The following is a 22172-nucleotide window of genomic DNA, read 5'->3' as shown; positions in this document are numbered from 1 at the left end:
TGCAACGCAAAAATCGGGATGTAGCGCAGCCTGGTAGCGTACTAGCATGGGGTGCTAGGGGTCGCTGGTTCGAATCCAGTCATCCCGACCGAAGAAAAACCGGACAGTGTCCGGTTTTTTTGTTTGTATACTGAGCGCAAAGTTCACTTTGCAGCGAAGGATACAAACAAAAAAACCACTGCGAAGCGGTCGGTTTTCTTTGAGCAACGTTCCCCAACTCTGGATCACGAAGTAATCCAGAAAAGAGTTTCAAGTTTAAAGTTTCAGGTTTAAAGTTGTGGTACGCCTGCAAGTTGATTGCAAGGTTGAAAAGGTGTAAGAGTGTAGCACAAACGCGAGAGGCTCAGAAGCTCAGCGGCTCAGAATCTCAGCAGCTATTTCAAGGTTTCAAGTTTCTCCCGAAATTTCGGGATCAAGTTGGTTTCGTTGAAAAGTGATATTTTGTTTATAAGTGTAGAAGAGAGACAGTGTATCACTTTGATTTTTTTGGAGCACAAGGTTACACAAAGTTGGGCACAAGGTTGCTCAAGGTTGGATTCCGTAAAGAACTAACTATGAAAACAGTTCTTGATGATATAGAGAGAACGTGATTGAACAACCTTTTTCAAATTTTCAAATCATCCCATTTTCAAATCTCACTTTGGTTTCCTTCGAACTTCCTTCGAGTTTCTTCCCATTTTGAAGCTATTCAAGCTACCGTTATCTTATGGTTTAGTGGCAGAACCTTGGCAGAATACCGAACCAAACCGCAAGATGACTGGGAGAAAGTACACAGTATACAGTGTACAGTATACAGTGTTCAGATTGCAGTGTACAGTGTTCACTGATAACTGATGACTGTTCACTGATGACTGTTTACTGTTTCCTGATGACTTACGACTTTTCAACTTACGACTCTATCGACTTTCAACTCACAGCTTGTAGATTTTTAATAAAATACTAATTTTACGTTTCTGATTGAATTGTATTTACAAGCCAATTTTTGAGTCGTCGAATGAATACTTAAGAGATATAAAAGAGTTATAGGCAATTTTAAAGAACATCTAGAAAATTCATGAATTCATTAGAATTAGACATAAAAGAAGAGCTCAACGGAAATGAAATAGAGTTCTGGCTAAATCTTAAAATTGACGGTGAAGAATTCCTCAAAAGAATAGATAAAGATTTGAATGCCGCAATTTTTGAGGAACTTGAAAATAGCCTCAAAGGAGATAATGAATATTTAATTTTTACTTGTGAATGTGGAGTAGCTGATTGCGGAGGTTGGAAAAAGACGAAAGTTAAACATCTTGAAGGAAAAACTACATGGATATTTGATTATAATGATGTTAAGTATAATTTCGAGTTTGATGCGCAATTATATAAAAATGAAATAGACAGAATGAGAATTGAACTAAATAAAAGCAAACTGAAATTAAAACCTGAATTCATTTTAGATCCTGAATAAAAAAAACTGCCTATAACAGCCGCTAGCCGCTATGGCTGGTAAGTGAAAGTTTGGTGTTTGGTTTACACGAAATACATTTATCTTAGTAAGAAATAATCGTTTCGCTTTGATTGCCTCAGTCGGCTAGCGGCGGAACATTCGTAACTATTACAAAACAAACCTTTACAAAGAAATGATATGAAATTTGAAATCCCCTTCAATGAAGATATAACCCGAAGACAATTTAAACTGAAATATGATTTAACATGGAATAAGACTTTGAAAAAGCATAAAACAAATCTTAACATATCAATTATTTCAGTTTTACTTGGTTCGCTTATAGTTTATGGGAATGACAATATTGGCCTTATAATGGTAACAATTGGTTTTTTAGGCCTTTATATATATTATAGGTCAAACTTAATATACAGAGAAAATAAAAGAAAATATGACAACGCTTTGAATGATGTAATTGAGAAATTCAAGAAGAGTAAGGAAAATACAATTTGGGAATTTCATGATGACTATTTTAAATATAAAGATTACAAGTATGATTTTAAAATTACATGGGAAGGATTCAGTTCATATAGAATAATTGAAGACAATATTTTTATAGATATGAATGCAGAGTCCCAATTATCCTATATTTTAGCGAAAGAAGAAATTGGTGAAGAATCGTTCCAAACTCTTATAGATTTTGTAGATACGAAATTAAAAAGAATCAGTCACTAACAGCTGCTATGGCTACTAATTTTAAATTCCCAAATAGCGTTTATCTTAGTAGGAAAATCGTTTCGCTTAGACTACCATACTTAGTTCGCGGCGGAACGACACAAGCAAATATTGACGAATCTGCTTAAAAGACAAACAGAAATGAAAAGAATACTATTTTGTTTAATTATCATCATAAGCTTAACATCCTTCAAAACCATTGGTTCTGCAACAGCTTATTTAAATTGTCAATCAGAATCCGGAAGAACTAAATTCAAAGCAGAAATTCAAGATATAGAAGGCGGACTTGAAAAAGCAGAATTAACAATTGATGGTATAAAGCTAATATTTACTGGAGAAGAAAACTCAAACGTCATTTTCGACTCAAAGAACGGTGTTTATACAATCGCAATTGAAAGTAAGCCGAGCAAAGATTTCTCAAAATATAAGTTTCTAAAGTTTTGGGCGATTCCCAAGACATTCAAAACTATTATTGAAAATAATGTGGAAGGAAAATATGAATTTAAAGCAATCTTATACTCCACAGAACCGAGAAAAGGAAAAGATTTACAGACGCCAAAAATCGAATTAAATTGTAAGCTGGAATACAAAATATAATAACTGCTTATAACAGCCACTAACAACTTTCGCTGGAATGTATTAAGCTCACGATTTGTTACACGACTCAAGCGAAGCGAACAGTACAAAGCAAAAAAGGGTTAACTTCGTTAGGCAATATATTTATCCTTTGCCCACTAAATTCGAATTGTATCAAACCGTTATAAGCCAATTTCAAAAACCGATTGATGAGAGAACAAAAGCTTAAAGAATACCTTGAAAATTCACTGACTGTTGAAGAATTTATGTTGGATTGGAAAACTAATCAACAGAAAATAGGATATGAAACTTCTTCTTTTCCAATTGAACAAATTGAGGATGGTGAATTTGAAATTACAAAAGATCATCTTATTAAAATTTGTAACGACTTGCTAAACGAGAATTTACATGTTATTGATGTTCAAACTATCGCCTTTGCCTTTATGTCTTCTATTTATTTCACTTGGGATGGTGAAAGTCAGGAAGGTAAAATCATCAGTGAAATAATTTTTAACTGGGATAACCCAACAATTGGTTTTGATTTGACAAAAGAAAATTTTGAGCATTGGAAAAAATATTTGGAAACTGGGAAAACCGATTATTTTACAAAAGAAGCGTTAAAGAAAAAATTTCGAGGATTGAAGAAAAACGGACTAAGAGGAAATAGTAATTAATCGCCTGAAATTGTAAAGTGAGTTTACTAAAGAGTAAGAATTCTACTTCCCCCTTTCCGCACATGAGCATTCAAAAGTCAGGGCCAACTTACTTCCAATGACAACGAACATTTACTCTAAAAAAAGTACAATTCCTTTCCTAAAATTTTAAAAAAATTAAAATCGCAACCTCCTTTTTATAAACTATTTATAACCAAAAGCGTATCGTTTTGAAATATATTGAATAGGGTAACGAAAAAAGTATATCTTTGCGCTTTATTAATACACATTTTTTATTATGAACGAAGGAACAATTAAGTTTTTCAATGAAGAGAAAGGCTTTGGATTTATCACTCCAAAAGATGGTGGTAATGACGTATTCGTGCATGTTACAGGTTTGAATGAATCTGTACGTGAGAACGACAAAGTAACTTACACCGTTGAAAACGGAAAAAAAGGACCTACAGCTACGAACGTAAACATTATCTAAGATATATTTTTACCTGTACCGATTAAGCCAATCTTTTTAGATTGGTTTTTTTTTGCCCTATTCACAGCGCCTTGTCTTGCTTTTATTTGTATTCACGCCAAAAAAATCAGTATTTTGAATTGCCTGATGAACAATCTTTAATGGCTATTTTGTAAATTAGCGAAGAGGAAAGTTGGACTTTTATACCATTTCATCGGATAAAGAAAGTCCGAACATCAACTATACCTACAATACCTCTATACCAACCGTAAAGTGGCTATTGGAATGTGATTCACTGATCTTGAGTTTGCGTTAAGTGCTCTATGAATTGAATGCTAATTAAAAATTATAATCATTTACGCTCACATAAAATTACATAACAAATCACACCCATGAAACAACTCCTTCTCGGATTGCTGCTAGTCATCTGCTTGAGTTGCCAGAATCATTCGTCCAACTCAAATACAAGGAAAAGAAAAGTAGGTCCTCAAAAAGCAAAGGTAGAATCACCAAAAAAAATAGGTGACTTCATGGGACATGAAGGATCATCTTTTGTTTGGACAGCCGAGCAAACTCCCGAAGAAGGTAGTTCTTATCCCAAAATTGTCTTTTACAATGAATATGCACGAATGCAGTTTCATGGCCAATGTTATTATTGGTTCTTTACGCACCATTATTACACGGGTACAGATAAAATTGAATTGGTTTGGACGTTTAAAAAAGATTTTGTGTACGATATAGAATCCTTGTCCCAATCCAATGGCGTGAAAAAGTTCCCGCACTATGATGATGTATTTAGCGAATATTCACTGGTGAACGATAGTGTGATTAAAGTGAAGTACCATTTCCCTGAATGGGTTAAAAAAGTAAATGAATTAGAAAAATATACCGTGTTTCCCGATTATTTTTATTTGGAAAATATAGACCTAAACTAAATTAATAGTTACTAAATTTTACTGCAATATAGACAACGTTCATAAAATGCTACACCACGATTCTCGCATTAAATTCATCCTCTTTGTACTGGTTTTGGTAGCCGGACTTCTGGCCTATTTGACCAAAATCATGACGAAACGTTTTTTGTACAACTACCTCAACGCTGTTCCTTCAAAAGGGCTAACCGCCGTATTACTTGTACTTCATTGGGGAACTGCAGTAGGGGTTGCCTTACTCCTACCCGAGTATTTAAAGCGATTTCCAAATATAAAAGCACTTTTTGATTACTGTCCGGTATGGGAATATGGAGCAACGCTTTGCTTATTTTTACTCTCACTCATGGGATTTAGCGGTATTTTGAATGTGGTTTTCTATCGAAAAAATAATCTTTCTTAACACGATTAATCATGAAACACTTCCTCCTTTTTTTCCTAATCACTTTGATCGCCTGTCAAAATCAGGAGAAATCTAAACAGGCCCCAGAAATCAAATCTGAAGCCCCTGTTCAAAGTGACTTGGAAACACGCGTCACCCAACAAATTGAGAAAATTCAACAGTCGACGCCAGCCCAGCGAAGACAAGAACTGCTCCGTTTTATCGAGTTGGCCGACCAAGTGGATGGCGCTTCTGGAGAAATCTATGGGAATTTTGCATTTGAGTATGTTGAAGAACATCCTGCCGACTTTTTTAGCGTCTTGCGAGTTGGCGACAGTGTATTGGTTAAAAAATGGGCCAAAGCCAGTGCATCCGAAGTGCAAATCCTTGGGGATACGCCAGAGGGCATTGACAGTGTTTTTGTCGAAGTAAAATCAAACCATCAAACAAAAAAAGGCAACTCAACCCCCACTGAAATTCAACTGGAAAAGCGATACTTAGACCAATTAAAAAAGGAAATCTCGAAATAATACCGTAGATTCGATTTTTTGCATTTTATAAAAACCATTGCATTACCATGAAGATAACTATTCTGATTCGCTGCACTTTTGCACTACTTTTGATTTTCACCACATCCATTCACGCCCAAAATAAATTCAAAGTATACTATTCGGGAGAAAGTAAATCGAATACGTACAACTTTGACAAATTTATTTTTACGCACAACTTTTTTGCGGATGCTTTTTACCGTACCGATTTGTACAAACAACTGAATTCACAGGAAATGGCGCAAATTATTGAGACCGTTCGCCAACGAATTTCAAAAGACAATGCAATAAAATTTGTATTTCCGCAACCCACTCAACCCGATGCCGAATTACTATTTACAATCCAACCTGAAACAAAGGACGGACCTATACTCATACTCGCAACCAATTTTGACCAAGAAAATCGAAAATTCACGAATGACAATCCCAATAATTTGGTCCGTTGGTATTTCATTCGAGACAATTTGGTGATTTATCGTAAAAATCTATTTGATGCTGTCGAAGAGAAAATGCTAATCGATGAAATGAACAATGGAGACTTGGTCGAAATGTATTTGTTTGACGAAATAAAATCAAATAATACCAAAGTAGAAGGACTATTGAATGCTGTAATCACGGATGAAAACGCTACAATTGACAATAAACTTTTTGCTTACCTCTACCAACAAGAATATTATTTATCCATTGGAAATAAAGAACAAGCCTTACAATCCAATAAAATTTTCAATGAATTTTATACGACGCATGAAGGCAAAGGCATTGATAAAAGTTATACGCTTTTGAAAGCCATGGCCAATACGGAAATGGAAATTATGCAGTTATTGAACTAGTTTTATTTGTTTTAAATTAAATCGACTAATTAATCAATGAAACTCATCCATTCAAAACAATCGTGGAAAGGCTTTTTTGAATATCCCGAAGATGACAATGAAATAGAAGTACGTCACCCTGTCGCTTTTGGATTGGAGATTACTGTAGATGACAACTCTTTTTCAGGAATTGCTACCGATGCAGAAGCGGGACATTTATTTGACCAACCCATTCAAGTTCATGGTTTTTTCCAAGATCATATCATCAGTTTTGTCAAAAAATATCCGTGTCTCTACTTTAAAGATGAAGCGGGAAACCTTGCTATAGACCCATCCGAAAACCATCCCGATATTTATTACTATGGCACTATTGATTCCAGTAAAACTCGAGTAACGGGCACCTGGGAAATGGTTATCGAATCGATAGAAATTGAAATAGGAGACTATATCGAAAAAGTTTATTCTGGAAATTTTGAAATGAGAAGAACAGATTAGAGTTTAATATGTAGCCCTTTTCATTTAAAATAACAAAATCCAAAATTTATAATACTAAAAAAAGCCGGCTGCTTGCACAACCGGCCAAAAAGAGTCCGAACATCCTGTAGGTTTGTTTGTTTCTCGCAGGTGGATGTTCACCTAAGAAAACTACTTTTATCCGCTTGGGCATCATGAAACATTTGCTTTTCCCACCCCTGGGTCTTGCCCCCAAGCTTACTTCAGTAATCGTCTTATTCCTACTCCTTTTCCAATTACCATAACGCCATACATTACATACAACGCGAAGGTTTGATAATACCGTAAGGCCAACCCAACAAGACAACTGTCAATTATCCATTGTGCGACTGTTGCCTCAGTAAGCCATCGAACTTTCACGATGAGCAACGCTACAAAAAGGAACAGTATACCCATGGGTTTCCATACGTTTTTAATAAATTCCATTATTCATTAATTCGATTATCTATTTTTTTTCCAACCGCCGCCTAACGCACGGTACAAATTGACAACAGCGGTAAACTGTTGCTTTTTGGTTTCAATTAATTCCATTTTGGATTCTAAGGCATCCCGTTGGGTCAGCAACACTTCCATATAATCGGCACGAGCCGACTTGAACAACAGCGTCGATAAATCGATCGACTGCACCAAAGCTGCCACTTGTTTGTCTTTTAATTCGTAGCTCTTGTTCAAATTCTGAATGCGCGCCAGTTGATTGGCCACTTCGATATAGGCATTCAAGACGGTACGCTCATAGCCAAAAGCCGCTTGCACCTGACGGTTGTTCGCCGAGAGGAAATTGGCTTTAATCGCATTTCGATTCAACAAAGGCGCTACCAAATCACCCGCTAAGGAATACGCCAACGATTCGGGTGTTTTCAAAAAATAACTCGGATTAAAAGCACTATAGCCTATACCACTGCGAATGGCAAACGACGGATAAAATGCCGCACGGGCTGCTTTAATATCCAATTTGGAAGCCATCACTTGTTGCTCCGCCTGACGGATATCGGGACGGTTGGCCAACAGTTGGGAAGGAATACCACTGTTCACAAGCGCTGGCGTACTTTCGGTAAACGCAGTTGTTGTGCGCAGTACAGGTTGTGGAAAACGACCTACCAAATAATTAATGTGGTTTTCGGTTTCTACAATCTGCTGTTGGATTTCATATTGACGGCTTTGGTTTTTCAACACCTCCGCTTCAAACTTCCGAACGGCGAGTTCGGTAACGCGTGCTGCTGTTTTTTCCAATTTTACTACTTCCAAAGCATTTTGTTGGATGGCAATGTTTTGTTGCAACATCTCCAATTGGGCATCCAACGCCAAGAGTTCGTAATAAGATGTCGCCACCTCAGCAATCAAATGGGTCACCATAAAATTTCGCCCTTCCACAGTTGCCAAATAGCGGTGCAAGGCGGCTTGCTTGGCGTTGCGCAACTTTTTCCAAATATCGACTTCCCAGTTGATTTGTACGCCCGCTCCATAGTTGGGTAACGGGTCGGGGAATTTCTTACCGGGCGCGATTTCGTTGGCTTCGTCACTTGCTCCTTGGCTAGTGTAGCGACCCACTTTGTCGATTCCGGCACCCGCACCCGCAGTCACAAACGGTAAATATTCTCCTTTTCGGGCTTTTACCTCGTTTTTGGCAATACTAATTTCTTGCAAAAGAATGTTCAACTCTTGGTTATTTTGCAATGCTTGATCGACCAAGGCCGTCAAATTGGGATCTTTGAAAAAAGTATTCCAATTGATTTGTGCCGAAGTCAAGGTATCGGTACTTCCATTGGCATACGTTTGCGGCACGGAAGTATTCGCTTCCCGGGTGGCCGTTTTGGGCACACCACAGGAAACGTAGAGTAGCGTAGCCAAAGCTGTCGCTGTATATAGGGCATTTTTTTTCAACTTATTCATCGTCTTCATCATTTTGAGGGAAACTATCTAATTGGTGGGCAATGTCTTCGGTCAGCGGACTGTTGTCTTCGTTTTTGATCAATTTACGTCCGGCTGCTATCGAACCGAAGATGTAATACAATCCGGGGACGATAATCACACCAAACACAGTTCCGAACAACATTCCTCCCAAAGCAGAGGCTCCGATGGTTCGGTTACCAATGGCTCCTGCACCGTGTGCCATTACCAAAGGAATCAGTCCGGCAATAAACGCAAAGGAAGTCATCAAGATGGGACGGAAACGCACACGTGCCCCTTCAATAGCGGCTTCGAGTACCGACATGCCTTCTTGTTGTTTCTGTACGGCAAATTCAACAATCAATACCGCGTTCTTACCGAGGAGTCCGACCAGCATGACCAATCCGACCTGCGCATAAATATCATTGGCCAAGCCCAATCCTTTGATCAATAAGAAAGAACCAAAGATTCCGGCCGGTAACGATAAGATTACTGCCAACGGAATAATGAAACTTTCGTATTGTCCTGCAAGTACGAAATACACAAACACCAACACTACCAAGAAAATATAGATGGCTTCGTTACCGCGGCGCGTTTCGTCATACGACAATCCGGCCCAGTCAATGCCATAACCGTGTGGAAGGGTTTGCGCTGCAACTTCCTCTACTGCTTTAATGGCTTCACCACTGCTGTAGCCTTTGGCGGCACCACCACGAATGGCAGCGGTGTTGTACATGTTGAAACGGTTGATTTCATTCGCCCCTTGCTTTTTAATAATGTGCATGAAGGCCGAAAACGGTACCATTTCACCCCGATCATTTTTCACATACAGATTCATAATATCCGAGGGCAAACGACGGTATTCGGGGGAAGCTTGAACAAAGACTTTAAAGAAACGTTGGTATTTGATAAATCCCTGTTCGTAGGTACTTCCCACAAAAATGGACAAGGTATTCATTGCATTACCAATCGAAACGCCTTTCTGCATGGCGGCTTGGTTATCAAACTCGATTTCGTATTGCGGATAATTGGCACTAAAGAAGGTAAACAAACCGGTGAGTTCTTTGCGTTTACCCAATTCACGCATAAAATCGTTTTTCACTTTCTCGAGTTGGTTCAAGTCGCCCGAGTTGGTTTTATCCAACAATTGTAGGGCAAAACCTCCAGCAGCCCCAAAACCGGGTACAGCGGGTGGATCAAAGAATTCGATGGTTGCTCCAGGGATTTCTTTGGATTTTTGTTCCAATTCTTCAATGATTTCGTGAACGCTATGTTTGCGATCTGACCAAGGTTTAAGGTTAATCAAACAGGTACCGGCATTGGAACCGCGGCCTTCGGTCAAAACTTCATAACCTGCGATAGAAGAAACGGATTGAACTCCCTCTACTGAATTGATGATTTTCACCAATTTATTGGACAAATCATTGGTTCGTTCTAACGTTGAACCCGGCGGCGTTTGAATGATAGCATACAACATTCCTTGGTCTTCACTCGGAATAAATCCGGAAGGCAAACTGTTGCTTACACCAAAAATCCCCAACGCAAACACGACAAAGAGTCCGATGGTGAACACTTTACGGTGTGCCACCAAACGAAGTAAGCCAACATAGCGACCGGTAAGCTTGTCAAATTTGGCATTAAAAGCATCGAGGAAACGATTCATCAACGACTTCTTGCGGGGTTTGCCGTGGTTATCTTTCAAAATCATTGCACACAATACGGGAGTAACGGTCAACGCCACAATACCCGACAACACGATAGACGAAGCCATTGTGATAGAGAATTGACGGTAGAAAGTACCCACGGGTCCGGTCATAAACGAAACTGGAATAAACACCGACACCATCAACAAGGTAATTGCAATAACGGCACCCGAGATTTCGCCAATTACTTTACGTACGGCTTTATAAGGTGTGAGGTGCTCCTCTTCCATCTTGGCATGGACCGCCTCGACGACGACGATGGCATCATCCACCACAATTCCGATGGCTAAAACTAGGGCAAACAACGTCACCATGTTGATACTGAGTCCGAACAATTGGATACAGAAAAAAGCACCAATCAACGAAATGGGAACAGCGAGGGTTGGAATCAAGGTCGAACGCCAGTCGCCCAAGAAAATGAACACTACTAAGGCTACCAAAATAAAGGCATCTCGCAGTGTGTGGATAACGTTTTCGATAGAGGCATCCAAGAATTTGGACACGTCGTAACTGATTTCGTATTCCATGCCCGGCGGGAAGGTCTTTTTCAATTCCTCCAACTTCGCTTTCACATTTTTAATCACTTCACTGGCGTTACTGCCGTAAGTTTGTTTGATGACCAAAGCCGCAGAGGGATGGCCGTTCATGTTGGAATAAATATCGTAGTATTCACTGCCTAGAGATACGGTGGCCACGTCTTTTAAACGTAAGGTTTCCCCGTTGGCATTGGCGCGAATGATGATGTTTTCGTATTGTTTGGGGTCGTTAAAACGGTCGTTGTAGGTGAGCACATATTCTAATGCTTCTGCTTGTTTACCGTCACCGCGACCGATACGTCCAGCTTTCCCGATGATACTTTGGTCGTTCATGGCTTCCATGACTTCGTCGGGAGAAACCTTGTAAGCTCGCATGCGATCGGGATTCAACCAAACGCGCATGGCATATTGACGACTTCCGAGGATACGCACTTGACCTACTCCATTGATCCGTTGAAGTTCGGGCACCATATTCACCCCAGCATAGTTGAACAAGAATTTCATGTTGGCATTCTTGTCTTTGCTATACAAATTCACGTACATCAACATGGACGGAATCACGGGTGTAATCACCACTCCTTCGCGTTGTACGAGGATGGGCAAACGGTTGGTTACTTGTTGCACACGGTTGGAAACCTGTACTAAGGCTTGGTTAATATCGGTTCCGGGTTCGAACACTACTTGGATATTCGCTTCCCCAGCACTCGTAGCATCCGAAGACATATAGCGCATGCCCCAAGCACCGTTGATGGATTGTTCGAGGGGAATAATTACTGATTCGGCCAAGGATTTGGCACTGGCACCGGGGTAAGATGCACTCACCATCACTACGGGTGGGGCTACTTCAGGAAACTGTGAAGTAGGTAATTTTTTGATGGCTAAAGTCCCTAAAAACAGGATAATCAAAGAGATGACAATAGCCAATACGGGCCGTTGAATAAACTTATTAAACATAATTTCAGCGTTTTAAAGTTATTCTACGTACACACTTAGTTTGGGCAATACTTGCTCGGGACGTTCGTAGGTGAACTTGATTTTGTCACCGTCTTTCACTTTACGGATGCCTTCAAGTAGGATTTTTTCGTCGCCTTTTAATCCGCTCTCAATGACGTAAAGATCAGGTAATTCGGTACCCACTTTGATTTCGCGGGAATGCACCACATTGTTTTTATCGATGACAAAAATGTAGCGTTTTTCAAGAATTTCGAAAGTAGCTTTTTGGGGCACGATAATGGCGTTTTTCAACGGAATGGACATTTGAATATTTCCTGTTTCCCCGTGACGCAAGAGACCTTTGGGGTTGGGGAACGTGGCACGGAAAGCAATATTTCCAGTTTCATTGTTGAAGTCGGCTTCAATGGTTTCTACTTTTCCTACGGCACCAAATTGTTGATTGTTGGCCATTAACAATTTTACTTGGGCCATATTCTCCGTTGTCGTGTGGGTTTTGTAGTTCAAATATTCCGCTTCGGGCACGTTGAAGTACACCCACATTTTGGAGTTATCGGAAAGGGTTGTTAGCAAATCACCTTCATCGACCAAACTTCCCAAACGCACTTGAAAATGGTCCATGTAACCACTAAAAGGAGCGCGGATTTGCGTGAATTGCAAATGCGTTTTGGCGAGTGAAACTTCGGCACGGGCTTTATCCAATTTGGCTTTGGCGAGTGCGAGTTCGTTGGGAGAAACAACATTACGATCGGCCAACTGTTTGGTATTTTGGTATTCGATTTCGGTGTAGTTGGCTTCAGCCTTAGCCTTTTGGAATTCGGCGTTGTAGATCATGGGCATGATTTCAAACATCAATTGTCCTTGACGTACAAACTGACCTTCATCTACGTATATTTTTTGGAGGTACCCCTTTTCTAAAGCACGGAGTTCAATGTGTTGTACCGAACGAATTTGTGCCACATAATTACGGGTTACTAAAGTGTCTTTTTTCAGCGGACTGGTGGCAATATAATTGACCGCTTCTTGTTTTTCTTCTTGGTGTGAATTACAGCTTAGGGCCATTACTGCAAGGAGTAACAAGCTGCATCGCAATACTATTTTCATGATATTTTACTTAAATTTTGGGAATGGGAAATGGGTAGGTAAACGACCTACGGCAAGCCAAAAAAGAAGTAAAAATCACAAACGGTAGTTACACAGCTGAATAAAGAGCGGTGTAGTTTTGGGAAGTGTCCAATTCAATCGGTGGGATGGAATGGATCGTGGGGTTTGAAGTTGTGGAAAAAACACTACTACTGAAGCAATAGCATTGGAAACTGGTATATACCAATCCTGGCTGGACTGCACATCATCTTCGGCTTCGTTATCAAACTCGACCATTTGGAAAGTTCCAAACTTGGCAGCCTTGTTGAAATGTTCGATCGAACTCCCTGCAGTAGTCATCACTTTTTCGGGTGCAAAAGCAAAACTCATCGGCATGCGACCGAACGAGAATAAGGCTGTTACAAGTAAGAAATAAGTGATAAATCGTTTCATAATGTACACAAATGGGAGGTTCTCAAAACGGAGTCCTCTTTGCTGTACAAAGTAACTACGGGATTTGAAGTGATTTTTATTTAATGAAATAATGGATTGTATAAATTATTTTTATACTTTTAAAACACACTCATTTTCAACAAACTATTCAATTGCATTTACGTTTCATTTGCAAATCATTAGGATTTGTTTGGAAAATATTAAGTAAAAAATGAGGATTCGCAAACGATTTAGGACAGTTGTTGTTTAAATTATAAAATCAAAAAAAGAAATAAAACATTGAAACGATTGTCGCATAAACGAAATGTGTACATTTGCTTACTATCATAAAAAATATTTATGAATTACACCCTGCACCAACTTCAGGTATTTTTAAAAGTGTCTGAGACGAAGAGTATCACCAAAGCGGCTGAGGAGTTGTACCTTACCCAACCTGCGGTTTCCATTCAATTGAAAAATTTTCAGGAGCAATTTGATATTCCGCTGACTGAAGTGGTGGGACGCCAATTGTATGTCACCGAGTTTGGGCAAGAAATTGCACGTGCAGCTGAAAATATTTTGAATGAGGTACACGCCATCAATTACAAAACGATGGCATTTAAAGGACAATTGTCGGGAAAATTGAAGATTACTTCGGTTTCTACGGGTAAATATGTCATTCCTTATTTGTTGGCCGACTTTATGAAACTCCATTCAGAGGTGGAATTGATGTTGGATGTTACCAATAAAAATCGTGTTGTCAAGTCGCTAGAACGCAATGAAGTTGACTTTGCGTTGGTTTCCGTATTGCCCGACATGAATATTCAAAACATCCCGTTGATGGAAAATCAATTGGTATTGGTAGCCAATCGCAATTTTGACAAACCCAAACGTCCGTTGACATTGGATGAGATTCAGCAATTACCCTTGATTTACCGCGAACCGGGTTCGGGCAGCCGCCATGTGATGGAGCGTTTTTTGGAACAGCAAAACATCAAGATTACCAAAAAAATGGAATTGACCAGTAATGAAGCGGTGAAACAAGCGATTATAGCAGGATTGGGTTGTTCGATTATGCCGGTGATTGGTATCAAAAATGAATTACAGAACGGCGATTTGCAAATTATTCCTGCAGAAGGATTGCCCCAATTTTCGCAATGGAATTTGATTTGGTTAAAATCCAAAAACCTTTCACCCGCGGCTGAAGCTTTTAAAAACTACTTATTAGAGAATAAATCGACAATTATACAAACTCATTTTGGCTGGGCTACCCAACTTTAAAACGCCACTTATTTATTTGTATTCCAATCCCATAGCCATTGTGTTTACCTGTTGTAAACCCGAAATTAGTCTTGGGTTCAACGGATTTGTCTATTTTTGAGGGAATGAAAAAAATGCACCTCATCGTATTGTTACTTTTTGGAATCGGAATTTCCGCTGCCCAAAACCATAATGCATTAATGCGATTAGGGTGGCACCACTTGGCCCAAGATCGGGATGATTTGGCGTATGCCCAATTTTGGAAAGCCCACCAACAAGCGGTAAAGTCGCACCAAACTGCAGCCAATGCAGAAGCCCTACTCCACTTGGGAATTTGCACCTACGGATCGAGTTTGGAGCGCGGATTACAATTTGCACTTCAAGCGTTACACGAATACCAATCGCTTGAAACCACCCAACCGGAAGTCAGCACCTTGGGACGTGCCCGTTGCTTGCAACTAATCAGTACGGTATTCAGTCGGCAAAAAAACTACAGCAAAGCGCAAAAATTATCGCGTGAAACTATACGATTATTAGAGAATACGGTCGATACTACGGGAACTTTGGGTTTGGCCTATATGAGCTTGGGGAAATTAAATCTTCAATTGCGCAAGGGTGATTCGGCTCAATTCTATTTTAAACAGGCGGAAACACTTTTTAAGCAAAATAAAGTCAGTGTGTATTTACCCGGAGCGCTCATAGCTCAAGGGGATTTGTATGTAAAAAACAAGCAATTTCAAGCAGCCGAAATCGCCTATTCAAAAGCATGGAATCTGGCAAAAGCGACCCAAAACCAGCAAGCCATGGTAAGTGCGTTATTGGGGCAAGCGCGAAGATTAGCGGCAACCAATCAATACGGCACAGCGATAACGGTCTTGGAACAAGCATGGACACTAACCCCAAAATTAACCGATAAAAGTTTTGCCATTCAGGTATTGGAACAACAAGCAGCGGTTCATGACCGTTTGGGCGACTATGCCGCATCAAGTCGTTTTCGTCAAAAATTAATTGCATTAAAAGATACTTTTTTCACGGAAGAGCGCGAACGCATGGCGCGTAGTCTGGCCTTGCAGTTTGAATTGGGCGAAAAAGACCGGCAACTTAATTTAGTTACCCGTGAAAAAGAGTGGACACGACAAACCAACACCATTTTGTGGGCTTTACTCGGCGTCATCGTTGTGGCATTTAGTCTGATTTACTTTTATCTAAAACGCTATCAAAAACGCGATCGGGAGTTATTGCGTGCCAAAGAAGCGTACATGCAACTTTTGGAAGAGCAGAAACAATTAAAAGAGCAACAATACACCCGCGACTTGGAACATCGGGAGCAGCAACTGAGTTCGATGACCCTACAAATGCTCGAGAAAAATGAGTTGTTGGAAAACATCCAAAGTTTGGTCAAGGAAAAACAAAACGGTTTTGAGGGACAGTTGCTTCGTTTGGTCCAACAGCAAGGAATTCAGGATCGGGTGTGGAAAGATTACGATGTGGTTTTAGAAAATGCGAATCGTCATTTTTACGAACGGTTGAAACAACGCTTTCCAGAGATTAGTGCCAATGATTTAAAACTGTGTGCATTGATCAAAATGAATTTATCCATCAAAGAGATGGCGGCGATATTGAATATTTCACCGGATAGTGTGAAAACAGCGCGGCACCGTTTGCGTAAAAAATTGCAAATGCAAACCGAAGACAACCTTACTGAGTTTTTGCTAAATCTATAAAAAACAGATCATTACGCACCATGTTTACCTGTTGTTTACCTTAAAAAAGATACAACGTATGAAACTAATCGTACATTTGGACAACCAATCAACAATCAAAAAACGATAAAATCAAATCCTATGAAAAAGAATTACCTTATTTCCAGTATGACTGCCTTACTTCTCAGTTGGGGTGGTTTTGCCCAAGTAACCAATGGTGATTTTGAAGTTGTCAAAGAGAACTTCTTGCCCTCAAATTGGGGAATGGATTTTGTGCAAATGATCAGCATTAATCCGACAACAGGCGAAACAGAAATGGATCAAATCCAATACCCTTGGTGCATACCTTCGTTTGTCTTTTCAACTACAGAAAGTCAGGCAGGTCAATATGCAATGGAGTTATCCAATGGTTTTAATGTAACACGAAATGAAGCTATCATGGCTCAGGCTTCAATCTTCAACAATCCCGAGTTGGATAGTCCGGGATGGAATGCAGGAGTGCCCATTGAACCCGGTGCTAATGTCACTTTGTTGGGCTTGTATTATAAATTTTTACCCGCTGGAAATGAAACAGGTGAAGCCAAAATCACGGTTCTCAATAATCAAGGTGAAGAAATTGGTTCGACCACCATTGATTTAGTCCCCACAGGAAACAATTTTGAATACTTGTACAGTTTTATTCCTTTCAATACGGGTTCGACCCCTTCCTACATGTACATTACTTTGAAAACAGCAAAAGAAGGACAAACTCCCGTATTTGGTACGCGTTTGGTCGTAGATAATGTGGTGACGAATTTTGCAGCTCTCGACAATGTAGTCATTGATCCAATTGCGTCTCCAAAATTTGCGGTAATCTCTGAGGTGGTCAATGGACAATTGGAAATTCGTCCCGGCGATTTAGTCGGTTTGGTGACCTACAACTTGTTTGACACTACGGGTAAACGCGTGCGTACCAATACCATGGAGAGTTCGGGACCTTACTTGTACACGCTAGACATCAGCGACTTGGAATCGGGGACCTATATTTTAACCGCTCAAGATGCCCATCAAATGATCACCCAAAAAATCATCAAAAAATAACGAGCTATACTAAAGTCGAATAGTGCTTATTCGGGCCGAACTTGGGAAACTGGGTTCGGTTTTTTTAGTTATGAATGATGAGTTATGAATGATGAGTTATGAATGATGAGTTATGAATGATGAGTTATGAATGATGAGTGGGTGGAAAAGTGGAGAAAGTGGAAAGGTGGAGGAAGGGGAAGGGGAAGGGGTGTAATGAGTGTAAACTTATCGTTTATTGCTCACTAGCGTGCAGGCAAATTGACTCATTGACACATTGCCACACCTACCTACCGGCAGGCAGGTTGACACATTGACCCGCGCCAGGGGTAGTAGTGGAAAGCCCGGATGGCGGACGAAGGGAGCCAACGGACTTGCAACGGATGACCCGGCCGACGCAAGGAGGGGCGCCCAAAAAAAGAATATACTATGCATGCATAACAAATTAATTCCTATCTTTACGAAAAATAGACCTTTATGAATTTTGCAGCAAAGATGCTTCGCGATGGAGCTTTAGAAGGAAAAACGATTGTCATTACAGGTGGTGGAAGCGGATTAGGCAAAGCCATGACGAAATATTTTATGGAATTGGGGGCGCAAGTGGCGATTACCTCCCGCGATTTGGAAAAATTAAAAACGACGGCATCTGAATTGGAAGCTGAAACGGGTGGAAAATGTTTGCCTTTGGCTTGCGATGTGCGCCATTACGACCAAGTGGAAGCGATGTTGGCGGCGGTACTTGAAGCCTATGGAAAAGTCGATGTGTTGTTGAACAATGCAGCGGGGAACTTCATCTCCCCTACCGAGCGTTTGTCGGCCAATGCGTTTGACACCATTATCGATATTGTATTAAAAGGATCCAAAAACTGTACATTGGCATTTGGTAAGCATTGGATTGCCCAAAAACAGACGAATTGCAACGTTTTGAATATTGTGACCACCTACGCTTGGACGGGTTCGGGCTACGTGGTACCGAGTGCTACGGCCAAAGCGGGAGTGCTCGCCATGACGCGCAGTTTGGCAGTAGAATGGGCCAAATACGGCATCCGCATGAACGCCATTGCACCGGGTCCCTTCCCTACTAAAGGCGCTTGGGATCGCTTGTTACCGGGCGATTTAGCCGACAAATTTGATATGGCAAAAAAAGTGCCTCTGAAACGCGTGGGCGACCACCAGGAGTTGGCCAATCTTGCCGCGTATTTGGTTTCTGATTTCTCGGCCTATATCAATGGCGAAGTCGTCACAATTGACGGCGGCGAATGGTTGCAAGGTGCGGGACAGTTCAATATTTTGGAAAAAATTCCCCAAGAAATGTGGGACATGTTGGAAGCCATGATCAAGAGTAAAGGGAGTAAATAAAAAAAAGAAAATCGGACGAACATTCCGATTTTTTTTTGCGTATTAACTATGTGGTTAAGTCTCAAAAAACTAGGATTAAAACTGAAAAACTTTAGGCGATTGTTAACAAATAAGGCTTGAATAAACCATAATAAATTGTATTTTTACACCTCTTAAAATTGAGGACATTTTTCATGGGAAAAATCATTGCTATTGCGAATCAGAAAGGCGGTGTGGGCAAGACAACTACTTCGGTAAACTTGGCGGCATCGTTGGGTGTTTTGGAAAAAAAGGTATTACTAATTGACGCGGATCCACAGGCCAATGCTACTTCGGGCTTGGGTATCGATGTGGAATCAGTAGATATTGGTACTTATCAAATTTTGGAACACAGCAATACGCCTGCTGAAGCGGTAATGCAAAGTACTTCACCCAATGTCGACGTTATTCCGGCCCACATTGATTTGGTGGCGATTGAAATCGAATTGGTGGACAAGGAGAACCGAGAGTACATGTTGAAGCAGGCCTTGAAAGACATCCGCGAACAGTACGATTTCATTTTAATCGACTGTGCTCCCTCCTTGGGTTTATTGACCTTGAATGCATTGACCGCGGCGGATTCGGTGATTATTCCGATTCAATGTGAGTATTTCGCCTTAGAAGGTTTGGGAAAATTATTGAACACGGTAAAAAGTGTCCAAAAAATCCACAACCCCAACTTGGACATCGAAGGCATGTTATTGACCATGTACGATTCCCGCTTGCGCTTATCGAACCAAGTGGTGGAAGAAGTCCAAAAACACTTCAACGATATGGTGTTTAAAACCATCATCCAACGCAATGTAAAACTCAGTGAGGCTCCCAGTTTTGGGGAAAGCATCATTAATTTTGATGCCACCAGCAAAGGAGCGTCCAATTACTTGAGTTTGGCGGAAGAAGTGATTAAGAAAAACAGCTAGTGAATTATGACAAAAGCGGTAAAGAAACAGGCATTAGGTAGAGGACTTTCAGCTTTATTGAAAGATCCGGAAAACGATATTCGTTCGGCAGAAGACAAAAACGCCGATCAACTGATTGGTAATATTTTAGAAATTGATATTGATTCGGTAGAAATCAATCCGTTTCAGCCGCGTTCCAACTTTAACGAAGAGGCGTTGCAGGAATTGGCAACTTCCATTCGTGAATTGGGAGTGATCCAACCCATTACCGTTCGAAAATTAGATTTCAATAAATACCAATTGATTTCGGGGGAACGCCGTTTGCGTGCTTCGAAATTGGTCGGTTTGACTACGATACCCGCATACATTCGTATTGCCAACGACAACGAGTCGTTAGTCATGGCTTTGGTGGAAAATATCCAACGTCATGATTTGGATCCCATTGAGATTGCCTTGTCGTACCAGCGTTTGATTGAAGAAATTCAATTGACCCAAGAGCAAATGAGTGATCGAGTTGGAAAAAAGCGTTCGACGATTTCCAACTACCTTCGTTTGTTGAAATTGGATCCCATTATCCAAACGGGCATTCGCGATGGTTTCATTTCGATGGGCCACGGTCGCGCCATCATCAACATTGAAGACCACGAAGTTCAAGCGGATATTTACCAAAAAATTGTCAGTGAGAACCTTTCCGTACGGGAAACCGAAGCCTTGGTAAAAAAATACCAAGACGGCTTAAAACCGGGAGCCAAAGCCAAAAAATCAGCTCAAAATTTTGAAGTTGCTGCCGACCAAAAGAAAGCTTTTGTGGATTTTTTTGGGGCGAAAGTAGATGTAAAAGTTGCTGGAAATGGCAAAGGGAAAATCAGTATTCCTTTCCACTCGGAAGAAGATTTCAATCGTATCATCAAATTAATTCAAAAAGGGTGATTCGCGGGTGGTACATCCTCCTAACCTGCTTTTTGTTAGGATGCGCCGCGCGGGCACAAGTCCAACAAGAGGTGAAACCGTTGACGGTTAAACCCAGTGATACAACCAAACTAAAGGCGGTTACAATTAATCCGTTAGCGCCTTCAAAAGCCGCTTTTTACTCTGCGGTCTTACCCGGACTGGGTCAGGCCTACAATAAAAAATACTGGAAAATTCCGCTGGTGTATGCCGCCATTGGGACATCCGTTTATGCCTACATTTTTAACAACAATAAATACCATGCCTATCGGGATGCGTACAAGAATCGATTATTGGGTCTAACGGATGATCAATTTTCGTATTTGGATGATTCGCGTTTGATTCAGGCGCAGCGTTTTTACCAACGTAACCGGGACTTATCGGCTTTGTTGGTGGGCGTTTTTTACATTCTGAATATTGTAGAGGCCAATGTAGATGCGCACTTGATGCAATTCAATGTCAATGACAATTTATCGTTGAAACCCGATTTGATTCAGAATGACCTTACCCGACGCCAAAACTTAGGCATTGGGGTTTCCTTAAAATTTTAGTGTAACAAAATACCAGCTGCGGCTACTAAAGTAGTATGAAAATTGCCTTATTAGGATACGGAAAAATGGGAAAAGTAATCGAGCGTATTGCGCAAGAGCGCGGTCATTCGATTGTTTTACGCAAATCCAGCAACTCCAGTTTTGAAGGATTGGAGCAAGCCGATGTGGCAATCGATTTTAGTATACCCGATTCGGCTGTGGAAAATATTACCGCTTGTTTTGAATTGGGCATTCCTGTGGTTTCAGGAACAACAGGTTGGTTGTCCGAGTATGACAACATGGTACAACTTTGCGAAGCGAAACAAGGGGCTTTTATTTACGGCTCCAATTTTAGTTTAGGCGTTAATTTGTTTTTTGAATTGAATGCGTATTTGGCTAAAATGATGACCAAGTTTGATCAATACAAGGTTTCTTTAGAAGAAATTCACCATACCCAGAAATTGGACAAACCCAGTGGTACAGCAATTACTTTGGCCCAAGGTGTCATGGAACATAGCGGTCATGCACATTGGACGCTTGAGAATTCGAACACAAACGATTTATTCATCGATGTGAAACGAATTGAAAATGTGCCGGGTACGCATCATATTTACTACACTTCGGCGGTAGATACTATTGCCATTTCACACACGGCACATAACCGTGAGGGATTTGCTTTAGGTGCGGTAATAGCCGCTGAATGGTTGGCTCCACGTAAAGGAGTATACACAATGAAAGATGTTTTAGAACTTTAAAATACACACACA

At 40.5% G+C, this 22172-nt stretch carries 23 protein-coding genes and 1 tRNA gene; 19 read left to right on the top strand and 5 right to left on the bottom strand.

Features of this window, described 5'->3' with window-relative positions:
* Positions 1–14: 14 nt before the first annotated feature.
* From EQG61_RS08575 to EQG61_RS08525, 11 genes are all read left to right on the top strand, one after another.
* Positions 15–88 (top strand) — tRNA-Pro (locus tag EQG61_RS08575).
* A gap of 966 nt (positions 89–1054) precedes the next feature.
* Complete coding sequence (locus tag EQG61_RS08570) at positions 1055–1447, top strand: hypothetical protein (RefSeq protein ID WP_129461510.1); 393 nt, start codon at positions 1055–1057, stop codon at positions 1445–1447.
* A 177-nt stretch (positions 1448–1624) separates the two neighbouring features.
* Positions 1625–2158: a hypothetical protein gene (locus EQG61_RS08565; protein WP_129461509.1), complete on the top strand. Its 534-nt coding sequence runs from the start codon at positions 1625–1627 to the stop codon at positions 2156–2158.
* A gap of 141 nt (positions 2159–2299) precedes the next feature.
* Entirely contained in the window at positions 2300–2755 is a 456-nt protein-coding gene (locus tag EQG61_RS08560; protein WP_129461508.1) for a hypothetical protein, read from the top strand.
* Positions 2756–2943: 188 nt separating this feature from the next.
* Positions 2944–3408, top strand: a complete 465-nt coding sequence (locus EQG61_RS08555) for a hypothetical protein (RefSeq protein WP_129461507.1) — start codon at positions 2944–2946, stop codon at positions 3406–3408.
* A gap of 277 nt (positions 3409–3685) precedes the next feature.
* Positions 3686–3877, top strand: coding sequence for a cold-shock protein (locus EQG61_RS08550; RefSeq protein WP_129461506.1), 192 nt, complete (start codon positions 3686–3688; stop codon positions 3875–3877).
* A 371-nt stretch (positions 3878–4248) separates the two neighbouring features.
* Positions 4249–4791: a hypothetical protein gene (locus tag EQG61_RS08545; RefSeq protein WP_129461505.1), complete on the top strand. Its 543-nt coding sequence runs from the start codon at positions 4249–4251 to the stop codon at positions 4789–4791.
* A 46-nt stretch (positions 4792–4837) separates the two neighbouring features.
* Positions 4838–5188 (top strand): hypothetical protein, encoded by a 351-nt coding sequence (locus tag EQG61_RS08540; protein WP_129461504.1) that lies wholly within the window; start codon positions 4838–4840, stop codon positions 5186–5188.
* A gap of 11 nt (positions 5189–5199) precedes the next feature.
* Complete coding sequence (locus EQG61_RS08535) at positions 5200–5697, top strand: hypothetical protein (RefSeq protein ID WP_129461503.1); 498 nt, start codon at positions 5200–5202, stop codon at positions 5695–5697.
* A 47-nt stretch (positions 5698–5744) separates the two neighbouring features.
* Positions 5745–6545: a hypothetical protein gene (locus tag EQG61_RS08530; protein ID WP_129461502.1), complete on the top strand. Its 801-nt coding sequence runs from the start codon at positions 5745–5747 to the stop codon at positions 6543–6545.
* Between the two features lie 36 nt (positions 6546–6581).
* Positions 6582–7019 carry a hypothetical protein gene (locus tag EQG61_RS08525; RefSeq protein ID WP_129461501.1) on the top strand — a complete coding sequence of 146 codons (438 nt, stop codon included), beginning with the start codon at positions 6582–6584 and terminating at the stop codon, positions 7017–7019.
* 216 nt (positions 7020–7235) lie between these two features.
* Here EQG61_RS08525 and EQG61_RS08520 read toward each other — a convergent pair whose 3' ends face one another.
* The 5 genes from EQG61_RS08520 to EQG61_RS08500 all read right to left on the bottom strand — a co-directional run bounded on the left by EQG61_RS08520 (position 7236) and on the right by EQG61_RS08500 (position 13650).
* Positions 7236–7463, bottom strand: coding sequence for a hypothetical protein (locus tag EQG61_RS08520; RefSeq protein WP_129461500.1), 228 nt, complete (start codon positions 7461–7463; stop codon positions 7236–7238).
* A 15-nt stretch (positions 7464–7478) separates the two neighbouring features.
* The gene (locus EQG61_RS08515) at positions 7479–8927 is read right to left on the bottom strand and encodes a TolC family protein (protein ID WP_129461499.1); all 1449 of its coding nucleotides are present in this window, start codon (positions 8925–8927) and stop codon (positions 7479–7481) included.
* Positions 8920–12117, bottom strand: a complete 3198-nt coding sequence (locus EQG61_RS08510) for an efflux RND transporter permease subunit (RefSeq protein WP_129461498.1) — start codon at positions 12115–12117, stop codon at positions 8920–8922. The genes EQG61_RS08515 and EQG61_RS08510 overlap by 8 nt, the downstream gene beginning before the upstream one ends.
* 18 nt (positions 12118–12135) lie before the next feature.
* Positions 12136–13218, bottom strand: coding sequence for an efflux RND transporter periplasmic adaptor subunit (locus EQG61_RS08505; protein WP_129461497.1), 1083 nt, complete (start codon positions 13216–13218; stop codon positions 12136–12138).
* 75 nt (positions 13219–13293) lie between these two features.
* Complete coding sequence (locus EQG61_RS08500; RefSeq protein ID WP_129461496.1) at positions 13294–13650, bottom strand: hypothetical protein; 357 nt, start codon at positions 13648–13650, stop codon at positions 13294–13296.
* Between the two features lie 339 nt (positions 13651–13989).
* Here EQG61_RS08500 and EQG61_RS08495 point away from each other — a divergent pair, with 339 nt between their 5' ends.
* From EQG61_RS08495 to dapB, 8 genes are all read left to right on the top strand, one after another.
* Entirely contained in the window at positions 13990–14910 is a 921-nt protein-coding gene (locus EQG61_RS08495; protein ID WP_129461495.1) for a LysR family transcriptional regulator, read from the top strand.
* A 104-nt stretch (positions 14911–15014) separates the two neighbouring features.
* Positions 15015–16613 (top strand): tetratricopeptide repeat protein, encoded by a 1599-nt coding sequence (locus EQG61_RS08490; RefSeq protein WP_129461494.1) that lies wholly within the window; start codon positions 15015–15017, stop codon positions 16611–16613.
* 120 nt (positions 16614–16733) lie between these two features.
* Entirely contained in the window at positions 16734–17672 is a 939-nt protein-coding gene (locus EQG61_RS08485) for a T9SS type A sorting domain-containing protein (protein ID WP_129461493.1), read from the top strand.
* 456 nt (positions 17673–18128) lie between these two features.
* Positions 18129–19010 carry an SDR family oxidoreductase gene (locus EQG61_RS08475; RefSeq protein WP_164974915.1) on the top strand — a complete coding sequence of 294 codons (882 nt, stop codon included), beginning with the start codon at positions 18129–18131 and terminating at the stop codon, positions 19008–19010.
* 173 nt (positions 19011–19183) lie between these two features.
* Entirely contained in the window at positions 19184–19948 is a 765-nt protein-coding gene (locus EQG61_RS08470) for a ParA family protein (RefSeq protein ID WP_129461491.1), read from the top strand.
* Between the two features lie 6 nt (positions 19949–19954).
* A complete protein-coding gene (locus EQG61_RS08465) occupies positions 19955–20857 on the top strand; it encodes a ParB/RepB/Spo0J family partition protein (protein WP_129461490.1) in 903 nt (300 codons plus the stop codon).
* Positions 20858–20889: 32 nt separating this feature from the next.
* Positions 20890–21426 (top strand): DUF5683 domain-containing protein, encoded by a 537-nt coding sequence (locus tag EQG61_RS08460; RefSeq protein ID WP_317127773.1) that lies wholly within the window; start codon positions 20890–20892, stop codon positions 21424–21426.
* A gap of 35 nt (positions 21427–21461) precedes the next feature.
* Complete coding sequence (dapB, locus tag EQG61_RS08455; protein ID WP_129461489.1) at positions 21462–22160, top strand: 4-hydroxy-tetrahydrodipicolinate reductase; 699 nt, start codon at positions 21462–21464, stop codon at positions 22158–22160.
* Positions 22161–22172 lie beyond the last annotated feature (12 nt).

It is taken from the genome of Flavobacterium stagni, assembly GCF_004122105.1.
Lineage (GTDB): Bacteria > Bacteroidota > Bacteroidia > Flavobacteriales > Flavobacteriaceae > Flavobacterium > Flavobacterium stagni.
This window is presented reverse-complemented; position numbering and strand designations above follow the sequence as displayed.